The sequence below is a fragment of the Paraburkholderia azotifigens genome, from assembly GCF_007995085.1.
Taxonomy (GTDB): Bacteria; Pseudomonadota; Gammaproteobacteria; order Burkholderiales; family Burkholderiaceae; genus Paraburkholderia; species Paraburkholderia azotifigens.
In genome coordinates, this window is the sequence record NZ_VOQS01000005.1 from 1,343,326 (window position 1) to 1,355,620 (window position 12,295).

Below are 12,295 nucleotides of genomic sequence, written 5' to 3' on the forward strand. Positions count from 1 at the left end.
GAAAAAGAGGACAAAGCGTGAACGCACAGGGAACCAGCAGAGCATCTGGCGGTAACTTCCGCGATCCGGGCTTCGGCCCGGCCGGTACTGCTGCACCATTTCAGGAAGACAGGACAACCCCTGTGGCTTCCCGTCTGCTTGACACGATACCGGCTGGTGAACCGTCGGCCGGGCGTCAGCGTGCCGTCGAGCAGGCGCAGAACCGGTTACTCGAAGCATCGCGTCCGCTGCTGCGCGCGCTGGCCGACATGCCTGGTGAGCTCGATCAGCTCGGCATCGAACAGCTTCACCAGCTGCTCAAGAGGGAGGTGCGCACATTCCAGCGCCTGTGCGAGCAGGTCAACATCCGGCGCGACCACATGATCGCAGCGCGTTACAGCCTGTGCACGGCCCTTGACGATGCAGCCATGCGGACAGAATGGGGCCGTCGCGAAAAGGGCATGGAGTGGATCGAGACCGGCCTTGCTACCGAATTCCACGAAGACCGGCATGGCGGCGACAAGGTCTATCTGCTGATATCGCGCCTGATGACGGAGCCGCACGAGCATCTGGATCTGCTCGAGGTGATTTACCGGATCCTCAGTCTCGGCTTCATGGGCAGGTACGGTCACGAGGCAGATGGTCCGCGCAGGCACGATGCCATCCGCCAGCGACTCTATACGGAAATCCAGACCCGGCGAGGCGTGGTGCCTCTTGCGCTCTCCGCACATGCGCAGTCGGATGCGAAGCAGCGGCGGATGTCGTTCTACGACTTTCCCGTGTGGATCACGGTCCTCCTGCTCGGACTTGTCCTCGCAGGTTTCTTTGGATGGTTCAAGTACCAGCTTCTGAACCGCAGTGCCGCCGCCGAGAAGCAGATCATCGACATCGGCAGAATGACGCCGCCTCCCGCGCCGAGACTGCCGCATCTGAAAGAACTGCTCAAGGGCGAGATTGCTGCCGGCACGGTGAGCGTCGACGAGGACGCGCGCCACAGCTCGGTCACCTTTCGCGGCGACTCGATGTTCCAGCCTGGCGGTGTCAATGTGAAGACATCGATCGGCCCGGTCATCGCGAAGATTGCCAACGAGGTGGTCAAGGTGCCCGGCAAGGTCACGGTCAGCGGCTACACGGACAACGTGCCTGTAAGGAGCCGGCAGTTCGCATCGAATGACGCGCTCTCCGAGGAACGCGCCGCCCAGGTCATGCAGATGCTGCAGGCCGATGGCGTACCGCCCGGCCGCCTCGAGGCAATTGGCAGGGGCGAGACCCATCCCGTGGGCGACAACCGCACGCCGCAAGGCCGCGCACAAAATCGCCGCGTTGAAATTACCGTCACGCCCTGATCAGGACATTTCGCAATGAAGAAGTTGTTGTCGTTTTTGAGCTCGCGCTGGTTCGTTGCGCTGCTTGCATTGCTGGTGCTGGCACTGCTCATCTGGTTCCTCGGACCGCTGATCGCATTCGGCGGGCTCAAACCGCTCGCCAGCGTCGCGTTGCGCGTGGTCGTCATTGCCCTGTTGCTGGCAGGCGTGCTGTTGTGGGCTGCCGGGCTGACCACCGGCCTGGTCTTTGGCGCCCTGCTCTGCCTGCTGATCTGGTACGCAGCGCCGCTCTTGAGTTTCGGAACGAGCGCGCCCTTCGAATCCGTCGCCGCGCGCATCATCGCCATCGCGCTGGTGATTGCCTGCTTTGCCGCGTGGGGTATCTGGTGGCTTTGGGACCGGATGCGCAGCGATGATGACTTTCTCAAGAAAGCACTGGCCTTCGGTTCGAAGAAGGAACCGTCGCCCGCAGCCGATCGTCTGAAGGACGTCGAAGCGCGAATGAACGGCGCACTCGTGCGTCTGAAGGCAATGCGCACGGGCGCACGCGGCATCGGGCGTCTGTTCCAGGGCACACGCTACCTGTATGAGATGCCCTGGTTCCTGGCGCTCGGGTCGAATGCGTCGGGCAAGACCACGGCCCTGCTCAACGCTGGCCTGCCCTTTCCGCTCGGTACGGCAGCGCAGCGTACAGCGGGCGCCATCGCGCGCACCAGGAACGTCGACTGGTGGCTCACCAATGATGCCGTGCTGATCGACACGGCTGGACACTACACACGTCACGGTTCGTCCGCTCCGGTCATGAGCGTGCCGGCCGAAGCCCCTCTGTTGCCGGATGGCAAACACGAAGTGTCCGTAGCCCCGGCCGCTGCAGATACCAGGACTTCACCCGCAGCCTCGACCTGCGCTGCAGCCGGCACGCACAGCGTCAGTCGCGAAAGCATCGATGCCGCGGAGTGGAGCGGGTTTCTCACTCTGCTGCGCAAGCATCGGCCGCGTGCTCCCATCAACGGCGCACTGGTGTCGATCAACCTCGATGTGCTAACGGCGAAAGATCCCGCCATTCGCGCCCACGAAGCCGAGATGCTGCGCACCCGGCTTGCCGAAGCGCGGGCGATGCTCGGCATCCGCTTCCCGGTCTACATGCTGATCACGCAGATGGACCGTCTGCCGGGCTTTGCAGATTACTTCAGCTCGCTCACCGAGGAAACGCGCGCCCAGATATGGGGCTTCACGCTGCCGGTGTTGGACAAGGCAGCACAGACGGACGTGGCTGCGCGTTGCAATGGCGAGCTCACGCAGTTGGCGTCGCGGCTTGCGGGGAGCGTCAATACTCGTCTCGAGGACGAGTACGACCCGGGTCGCCGGCGCCGTCTTATTGCGCTGCCCGAGGCATTCGCGGCGCTCGCAGTGCCGCTCGTTGAACTGCTGTCGCAGCTCTTTTTGAACTCCCGCTACGACGATACGCAGCTGCACGCGACGTTGCGTGGCGTGTACTTCACGAGCGCCACGCAAGGCGGTGGTGCGGTCGTAGCCGAACCGCTGACGATCATCCAGCGACTTGGCACGGGAGTGGGCAAGGAGATCGTCACACACCCAGGTCGCGCCGACGGCAATCTGAGCTACTTCCTGGCGGATCTTTTCACCAGGGTCGTCATCCCGGAAGCCCATCTGGTCAGTCCGAACCTGCGTTGGGAGTACCGTATTCGCGCATTGCGCATACTCGGCCATGCGCTCGCTACGCTGCTGTTCGTGTGGCTTGCGTTGGGTCTGCGCACGAGCTTCAACCATAACAGCGACTACCTCGACACTATCCAGCGCAAAACGCAGCAGCTTGCAGCCCGGGTCTCGCAGCTCTATCGCGATCCGAAGCCCGAAGCTGTCCCGGATACGCTGAGCGAAGCGCTCTATCTGCCGACGTTGACGGGCCTCGATCTCGCGGATCCGGATGGCAGCTACCGGTACGGACTGTACTCCGCTCCCCCTGTCGTCGATGCCGGCCACGATACGTACCTCTCGCTGGAAAACAATCTGCTGCTGCCGCACATCGTGCACCGCATGGAGGAGGTCATCTCGCAGTCAATGGCGGCGAGGGACGCCAAAGGGACCTACGACTCACTGCGCGTCTATCTGATGCTCTATGACAAGGCGAAATTCAACGCCGACGACGTGAAGGCCTGGGTGCTCGACGACTGGGCGAAGACGGACAGCGCGTCGATCTTCGGCGGACGCGCGACGATGATCGGACACGTGCAGCAACTCTTCTCGGGAGCGCACGTCGTGCAGTCGCCGCTCATTCGCAATGACGGGTTGATCCAGGGAGCGCGCACATTCCTCGACTCAAGCAATGCGACGCAACGCCTGTACGAACGTGCGAAGGCGGTGATACAGAAGGAAGCGCCCGATGAGTTCACGCTGCTGCGTGCCGTCGGCCCCCAGGCGGGCACAGTATTCACGCGCGCGAGCGGCGCCCCGCTCTCGCGTGGCGTGCCTGGCCTTTTCACTTTCGATGGCTACCGGAACCTCTTCGACAAGCGCCTGCGTGAATTCGCACACATCGCGCAGGACGACGATGCCTGGGTGATGGGGCGCTCCTATCTGGGCGAGGCCGAAAAAAAAACGGCTGACCTCGTGAGTTTCGCGACCGGTCAGGACGATCCCCTTGCAGGGGCGATCCGTCGACTGTACCTCACCGAGTACGCGCAGCAGTGGGACGCCTTTCTCGGAGACATTCGCACCGTGCAGGGAACCAGTCTGTCGTTCAACCTGCAGGTGCTGCGCCAGTTCGCCGCGCCCGATTCGCCTCTGGCGCGGCTGGCGCGTGCCGCAGTACGCGAAACGACGATCACGCAGCCCACGGCCACGGAAGGTTCGTTTCTCCAGAAGACGGCCGGGAAGGTTGGCCAGAAAGCCGGCACGACGCCGGGCATTCGTGCCGAGGAGCGCATCGAGCGCGAACTCGTCGATACCCATTTCGCCGCGCTGCGCGAGGTGGTCACGGGCGACGCTGACGTTGGCGACGCCGATCCGGGCAGCGCAGGCGCGCCGGCCGGCAGGAAGGACGGTCTCGACGGCGTGTCGGGCATGCTCAACGACTACTACACCGCGTTGACGGTAGCAGACAACGCCATCAGCAATAACAGCATGCCGCCTGCAAGCGACATTGCGTCGAAGCTCAAGATGGCGGCCAACACGATGCCCGCCCCCTTGCGCGAAGTACTGCTCGGCCTTTCCGTCCAGGGCTCGCGCGAGGTGAATCACGGTATCGGCCAGTTGCTTTCCCGCCAGATGCAGGCCGCGGTCAGCGATACCTGTCGTCTCAGCGTGGAAGGCAACTATCCGTTCGACCCCGACAGCAAGCGCGACGTGAATATCGACGACTTCACGCGCGTGTTCGCCCAGGGCGGCGTGATCGACGACTTCTTTACCAGGAACCTCACACCGTTTGTGGATACGTCCGCCAGGCCGTGGCGTTACCGCACGCTACCCGGCGCCTCGGAACCCGTGCAGGGACCCGATCTCGAACCGTTCGAGCATGCGAAAGCCATACGCGACGTTTTCTTCGGCGATCACGGAAAGCAGATGCTGTGGAAGGCGGATATTCGCGTGCCGGAAATTGACCCGACGATCATGACCCTTTCGATTGACATCGACGGACAGAGCACGCTGTACCAGCACGGTCCCGTCGCCCCGTTCAGCGTCAGCTGGCCTGGTCCGCGCGGCGGCGTCCATACGGAAATCACGGCGAGCCCGCGCATTCGCCCCGAAACGTCGACGATCGCAGCGGACGGGCCGTGGGCACTGATGCGCCTGATCCGCAAGGGGCAAGCCATCCAGACGGCTACGCCCGGCCGCACACGGGTCGCCTATGACTTCGACGGCCGCAAGGCTGTGCTCGACATTTCGAACGCAGGCAGTGTCGCGAATCCGCTCACAAGCGATGTGCTGAAAACATTCCACTGCCCGAGTTCGGTGCCGATGATCAGCCTGCCGGATGGCGGACCGCCTCCAGGCCTTCCGGCCGCAGGTATGTCCGCAGGCGCAATTGACGCTCCACGGGGATAGGCAACGATCGACAGAGGCAACCCGGCTCGTTTTCGGGTGCATTTGATATCCCGTTTTCCCCACGGCCCGGACACTTCGCGACGGATGGTGATCCTTGTCCTACCCGTGATCGTGCGCGCCAACAGGCCCGGTGGCAAGTTGACACCTCTCAGGATTGTCCACGCACGCACCTGATTACTGGCTTTCCCCACATCGTTTTAAGAGATGGTCACAATGCTACTATCAGTATTCCTCTGCATTTCACGGACGATGTGTCAGAAGTGAATAACCGAATGCTGGACCTCTATTTGCGCGAGCACGCCTATCTGACGGAGCTCACGCTGGAGTTCGCAAACCGGCATGCAAAGGTAGGCCGACGCATGGGCATGCAGGCGGGCGAAGTGAACGATATGTACATCGAGCAACTGGTCCAGTCGGCCAGTTTTGTGCTCGCCGGCATACGCGATCGCATCGATGCCGCGTTTCCCGAATATACCTGGCGGCATCTGGAAACGGTCTACCCCAACTACGTATCACCCACACCTTCCATGTCGGTGATCCAGTTTCATCCAAAAGGTACACAGGGGGACCTCGTCGCTGGCGTCCGGGTTCCCCGTCACACGCGCTTCATCAGTCGTACCCCCGATGGAGAGGTCACGCCCTGTGAGTTCCGCAGTACGCAGGACGTGCGGCTCTACCCGCTGCAGATCGTCGACGCGCGCAACACGGGGATCCCGCCCGATGTGCCCGGCATCGACCGCTTCGTGCCCGCACACGCGACGATCAAAGGCGCCCTGCGCCTGCGTATCCGCACGAGCACGAACGTACAGATTGCCGATCTCGTCGATCTCGACCAGCTCACCCTCTATCTCACCGGCGACGAAACAATCGCGTCGCAGATTTTTGAACTCGTGCATGCCGCGACGGTGGCAACGATTACTGGTGAGCCTGGCCGGCTCGCAGATGCCGATCAGCCCTTCGCGGCCGTATCGACGAAGCCGGTACTGCACGAAGGTTTCGGACTGGATCAGACCATGCTTCCGCTTGCGTGGCCGAAATTTCATGGCCACAACGTACTCCATGAATTTGCCGCGTTCCCTGCCCGATTCTATTTCTTCACCCTCACGGGACTCGCTGCCGGCTTGCGCAAGATAAAGGGCAATGAAGCGGAAATCCTGCTGCTGCTCGACCGCGCGCCCGGCAATCTGTCGGCGCTCATCGACGCGTCGCGCTTCGCGCTGTTTTGCGTGCCCGTGATTAACCTCTTCCCCGAACGCAACAGCCGCATCGAACTGCGCACGGCCAGCACGACATTCCCGCTGGTACCGCGCGCGCAGACGCCCTTCGATTACGAGGTGTTCGCGATCGACGATCTGACTGGCTCGATCGGGACGAAGTCGGAGAAGCTGCGCTTTCTACCGCGGTACCAGGCTCTCTATAACGATGAAGACGGGGCGCAACGCTATTTCTCGATCCAGCGCACCCGGCAGCAGCAGACCGCCACACGCCGTCGTTATGGCACACGTACGTCCTACACGGGCTCCGACGTGTCCGTGACGCTGCTTGACGGCAAGGGCGAAATCTACCACGAGGGCATGCGCTATCTGGACGTGAATGTCTGGCTGACCAACCGCGATCTGCCGCGTCTGATCGAGCGCAACGGTAAAGACGATCTCAAGCCGCTTGTCTCCATTCCCTCGGCAGAAGTTGGGCTGATTCGCGAGCCTAGTGCGCCGCGCGCGCCCTATGCCGACGGCAGAAGAGCGTGGGAGCTGATCCGGCAACTGAATTTCGGCTATCTCGCGCTCGAGAACGGGGGCGAGGGGCTACGGGACATGCTGCGCCTGTATCTCCTGCCAGAAGACGTGGCGTTGCGCCAGCAGATCGAGAGCCTCGTGAACGTGAAAACCGATGGTGTGACGCGCATGTTGCCGGGAAATCGCAACATTGTGTTCGGGCGTGGCATCGACTGTGAGCTGACCGTGGACGAAACCGGCTTTCACGGCGTGAGCCCGTATCTCTTTGGCCTCGTGCTGGAACACTACGTGGCACGCAGTGAGTCGGTCCACTCGTTCACGCAGACACGACTGCGTTCGATACAACGCGGCGCTATCACCCGCTGGCCTGTGCGCATGGGCACACGGGGGCCTGATGGATCGTCTGCCGTTACCGTCCAGTTCCCATGTCTCGCTTCCCGCGGAGATGCTTGAGCGCATCAAGTGCGAACCATGGCTTTTCAGCTGGCTCGGGCTCATGCGCCGCATAGGGGCCGATCCTGCTATCGACCCCATAGGCACCGCACTTCGCCCGAAGGGGGAGCCATTCCGTATCGGGCAGCAACCGAGCCTGACGTTTGCGCCGAGTGAAATCGCGGAGGTGCACGAGCGCGATGACGCAAGACTTTTCATGCGCCTGTACGGACTGGGCATGCTCGGACCGAACGGTCCGCTGCCCATCCATGTCACGGAAATCGCGCGCGAGCGTGAACTGAACCGGCGCGACAGCACGCTATCGGATTTCCTCGATATCTTCCACCACCGCTTTCTGACGCAGTTCTATCTCGCGTGGGCCTCCACTCAGGCCGCAGCAGGACTGGACCGGCCCGGTGCACAAACCGAAACGTTCTCGTTTTACACGAGCGCGCTCGCAGGCATGGATCCCGAACTGCTCGACGACGTGTCCGTGCCCTTTCATGCGCAGGTTGCGGCCGCGCCGCACAGGGTGCGCGAAGGCCATGACGCTGATGGTATTCGACAGACGCTCGCGCATTACTTCCGTGTTCCCGTAGACGTCGAGCCGTTTGTCTTCCAGTGGATGGAGCTGCCAGTTGAATGTTTCAGCCGGCTTGCCGTACCTGGCGAGGCCTCGATGCTCGGCGGCGCAGTACTGGGCGAGGTGGTCCCCGACCGGCAGCACCGCTTCAGGATCGTGATCGGCCCTGTCGACCTCGGGCAATACCTCCGCTTTACACCCGACGGCGAAGATCTGCCGCTGCTGGTCGATCTGGTGCGCGGCTTCGTAGGCAAGAGCCGGCACTGGCAGCTTGAGCTGAAGCTCAAGACAGCGAGCGCCACGCCCGCCACCCTTGGGGCTGAGCAGCAACTGGGCTGGTCGACCTGGCTCGGCCGGAACGCCGCCGCGGACGTCGCCATCAATGGCATGTGCTTTGAGCCGGAGCGTGACGTCAATCGCTTCGACCGAACGGCATGAACATCATCAGGCACAGATAGAAAAGAGCACCCTCATGCCTCGATCATCTCCGAACCGTTTCGCGGATAACAACGCTGGCCAGCCGCCCGTCCCGAATCCGCCCACGCGACCGAACGCGGGACAACTGCCATTGCCAGGTCAGCCTGGCAATGGCAATGCCAATTCCGCAAACGCAGTGCAGGCGGCAAACGCAAGCACTCCGCCTGGTAATGCCAATGCAGGGCTCACCCTCTCCCGAGCTGGCCAGCGAGCACTGCAGGTGAACGAGGGACTGCGGCACGTGTATTACAACGACACCGCGAACAACTGCACCTATGGAATCGGCTCGCTCGCGCATATGGGGCCATGCAGGGCAAACGAACTTGGCCAGCCAGTGCCGGATACGCTCATCCAGTCGAGTCTGGCCACGGGCGTCCGGTACGCCGAACAGATCGTGCGCAATGCTGTCACCGACCATCCACTCACTCAGGCGCAGTTTGATGCGGCCGTGAGCTTCGCCTACAACATCCCACGGCGTGCAAGCGAGGCGCTGGCACCCGCAAACCGCGGAGACATGGCGGGCGTTGCCCGGAACATGAACGAGTACATCTACACGCATAGCCACGACGCACATGGCCGTCCGGTTGGTCCGCGGCGCCGTAGCGACGGCCTTGCCGAACGCAGACGCAGGGAGGCAGCACCCTTTCTCGCGCCGCCCCTTGCGGCGGTATCGGCACCATCGCCGGTGCGTGGCCCCGCATCGGAGGCAACTCCGTGACGCCCGCCATCTTCCGACGTTGCCTGGTTACCGCGTCGATCGTAACGGCGACCTGTTCTGGGGCGCATGCCGCCACGCTCGATACGCCGTTCCTCTTCGAGGGGACATGGCGCGTGACCAGAGTCAATGGCTACAGCGAAGAATCAGTCAGCCCCGCAGAAATACACCGGCTTATTGGACAGCACGTCACGATCGGCGAGCACCAGTTGCGCATCGGCTCTTACGACTGCGTTCCAGACACGATGCGCGTCTCAACGCTTTCGACAACGGCACTTCTACTGAACGAATATCGCGCCGGTCCGCGCGATGCCGGCGTGCCGACGCGCACGCTGGTGCTGGACGCAGGACGCTGCGGCCATGTCTTTCGTGCCGGCCCGGACATCGTGGTGTATCGGGGTGGCGCGTTCTACCGGGCCGTGAGGATTACGCCCAGAAGAATGCATCAGTAGCGCAGCACGGATGGCAATCCGCGGGCACTGAACGCGACACCTAACTATCAGGAAGGATGGGCAGATCATGCTTGATGTTACCGAAACTCGCACCCTCACGATCAGCGGGCCTGCGCTGCCAGAAGGACCGGGCGGCGTGCCGATGCTTCAACTGCGTTGCATCGATGGAGGGGAAGCGCTTTCGGAAATCTACACCTATACGCTTGACTGTCTGACGGCGCCGGAACTGCCTCCAGATGTTGCAGCCAACATCGACCTGAAGTCGATGATCGGGCGGGAGCTGACGGTCGAAATCCAGCTCGAAGGGATGGGCAGCTTTGTGTCCGGGCTTGCCGGCGTGGCCGGTATGGGCAATATCGGCGCGGGCACACGTGAGATCAGTGGCATCGTGGCTCACGCGCGCTATGTCGGACAGTCCCACCGTCAAAGCCGCTATGAGCTGATTCTGAAACCCTGGATATGGCTTGCAGACCAGAGCTCGGACTTCAGGATTTTTCAGCGGAAGACCGTTGTCCAGATCATCAGGGAAGTCTTCGGCAAGTACTTTTACTCGTACGACGAGCGTCTGGGCGAACAGTACCCGATGCTCGACTACCAGGTCCAGTATGGCGAGACGGATTACCGGTTCGTCCAGCGCCTGCTGGCTGAATACGGCATCTACTGGTTCTTCGAGCACAGCAATACGGTTCACCGGCTGGTGCTGGTCGATCATCTGGGTTCGCACAGGCCGGTCGATAGCGAGGCCTATCACACGCTCCCGTACTACCCGCCAGGTCACAGGATCGACATGGAATACGTCGATCACTTCGACCTCGCGGGGAGCCTCCAGGCGGGTCGCTGGACGACGAATGATTTTGACTTCAAGCAGCCTGGCGCCCTGCTCTCGGCCAGGAACGAACTAATCCAGGACACCGCAAACAACGACCTTGAGCGCTACGAGTGGCCAGGCGACTATACCGAGCTTCAACGAGGCAAGGATGTAGCCCGGCTGCGCATGGAAGAAATCCGTGCGCACGGCGAACGGGCGCAAGGCAGTGGCGCCCTGCGAAATGTCGTGTGCGGCACCACCTTCAATCTCGAAGGCTATCCATACCAGGCCGCCAACCAGGAATACCTGGTGATCAGTGCGTTGTTGCATGCAAGCGAACTGGAGCAGTCCTCGGGTGGTAGTCCATACCATTTTCAGACCTCGTTCACCGTGCAGCCGGCCACGACGGTCTTCCGGCCACAGCGCAACCTCTATCCCAAACCGCACACCAGCGGGCCACAGACGGCGATCGTCACCGGGGCACCCGGCAGCGAAATCTGGACCGACCAGTACGGTCGCGTGAAGCTGAAGTTCCATTGGGACCGGTCTGATGTCAACGACGATAACTCGTCGTGCTGGATACGTGTGTCGTACCCATGGGCAGGTGGCGGGTTCGGTGGTGTCAACGTGCCGCGCGTGGGCACCGAGGTGATTGTCGACTTCGAGAACGGCGACCCCGATCGTCCGATCGTGGTCGGGCGGCTCTACAACGCCGCGACGATGCCCCCGTGGGATTTGCCAGGCAACGCGACGCAGAGCGGCCTTATCTCGCGCTCGATGAAGGGTGGCGCAGGCAACGCCAACGCGATCCGCTTCGAGGACAAGCAGGGTGGTGAACAGCTGTGGCTGCAGGCCGAACGCGACATGAAGACAGAGGTTGAAAACAACGAAGAACACTCGGTCCTTAACGACAGAAACCGCAAGGTCGGCAACAACGAGACGATCGAGATCGCCAACGACCGATCGCAAAGCGTTGGCGGTAACCATTCGCTAGCGACGACCGGCAATGAAACGTCTGGGGTTGGCGGAGGCATGGCGCTAACGGTCGGCGTGCTCCCGCCCCCTGACGCCGCTGCACCGCCTGCCGGGACCTACACGCTCAAGGCTACGCAAAGCATCGTTCTCGAATGCGGGGCGTCGAAGATCACGATGCAGGAAAACGGTCTCATCAAGATCGAGGGCGTCCAGATCGAAGAGACGGCCAAGGGCTTATTCGCAATGAAAGGCAAGCGCATCGACCTCAACAAATAAAAGTAATGCACGGCTGACATGAACACACGTTACCGGATTGAAGAAGGGAGCATCGCACTCCCGGACGGATTTGCGGACCGCAGCACGAATATCTTCGTTCTCGGCAACACATCGCCGTCGCCCGTCAACATGAATATCGCCCGCGACACGCTGCTCGATACCGAGACGCTGCCGGCCTATGTGGACCGGCAAATCGGTCTGCTTAAAAAGAATCTTCGCAACTACTCCGTTGTTCGACGTGAGGCGACGACGCTCGGCGCGGACAGCCTCTCCCTCTCTGGAGAACAGGTTACGTCCACACACAGGAATGGAAGCACCACGATCCATCAGCGTCAGGCAGCGTTCATTCACGCGCCCCAACGCGTGCTGATCTTGTCCTGTAGCAGTGTGCGTCCATTTGACGGCACTCAGGAAACACGCTGGCAGCAGTGGCTGGCGAGTTTTCAGCCTGCGACGCACAACTAGAACGGAG

General features: G+C 61.9%; 8 protein-coding genes. All 8 read left to right on the forward strand.

Annotated features, from left to right (window positions below; all coding sequences use genetic code 11):
- Positions 1 to 17 precede the first annotated feature (17 nt).
- The 8 genes from tssL (at position 18) to FRZ40_RS38085 (ending at position 12,288) form a co-directional block, all read left to right on the forward strand.
- Positions 18 to 1,325, forward strand: a complete 1,308-nt coding sequence (gene tssL, locus FRZ40_RS38045) for a type VI secretion system protein TssL, long form (RefSeq protein WP_147237636.1) — start codon at positions 18 to 20, stop codon at positions 1,323 to 1,325.
- A gap of 15 nt (positions 1,326 to 1,340) precedes the next feature.
- Entirely contained in the window at positions 1,341 to 5,369 is a 4,029-nt protein-coding gene (tssM, locus tag FRZ40_RS38050) for a type VI secretion system membrane subunit TssM (RefSeq protein WP_147237637.1), read from the forward strand.
- 260 nt (positions 5,370 to 5,629) lie between these two features.
- Positions 5,630 to 7,558: a type VI secretion system baseplate subunit TssF gene (gene tssF, locus FRZ40_RS38055; protein ID WP_147238528.1), complete on the forward strand. Its 1,929-nt coding sequence runs from the start codon at positions 5,630 to 5,632 to the stop codon at positions 7,556 to 7,558.
- Positions 7,500 to 8,558 carry a type VI secretion system baseplate subunit TssG gene (gene tssG / locus FRZ40_RS38060; RefSeq protein WP_147237638.1) on the forward strand — a complete coding sequence of 353 codons (1,059 nt, stop codon included), beginning with the start codon at positions 7,500 to 7,502 and terminating at the stop codon, positions 8,556 to 8,558. Before tssF ends, tssG begins: the two co-directional genes overlap by 59 nt.
- Before the next feature lie 259 nt (positions 8,559 to 8,817).
- Positions 8,818 to 9,315 carry a lysozyme gene (locus FRZ40_RS38065; RefSeq protein WP_193567067.1) on the forward strand — a complete coding sequence of 166 codons (498 nt, stop codon included), beginning with the start codon at positions 8,818 to 8,820 and terminating at the stop codon, positions 9,313 to 9,315.
- Positions 9,312 to 9,764: a hypothetical protein gene (locus FRZ40_RS38075; RefSeq protein WP_158647070.1), complete on the forward strand. Its 453-nt coding sequence runs from the start codon at positions 9,312 to 9,314 to the stop codon at positions 9,762 to 9,764. The genes FRZ40_RS38065 and FRZ40_RS38075 overlap by 4 nt, the downstream gene beginning before the upstream one ends.
- A 67-nt stretch (positions 9,765 to 9,831) precedes the next feature.
- Positions 9,832 to 11,823 carry a type VI secretion system Vgr family protein gene (locus FRZ40_RS38080; protein ID WP_147237641.1) on the forward strand — a complete coding sequence of 664 codons (1,992 nt, stop codon included), beginning with the start codon at positions 9,832 to 9,834 and terminating at the stop codon, positions 11,821 to 11,823.
- Positions 11,824 to 11,841: 18 nt separating this feature from the next.
- Positions 11,842 to 12,288, forward strand: coding sequence for a DcrB-related protein (locus FRZ40_RS38085; protein WP_147237642.1), 447 nt, complete (start codon positions 11,842 to 11,844; stop codon positions 12,286 to 12,288).
- Positions 12,289 to 12,295 lie beyond the last annotated feature (7 nt).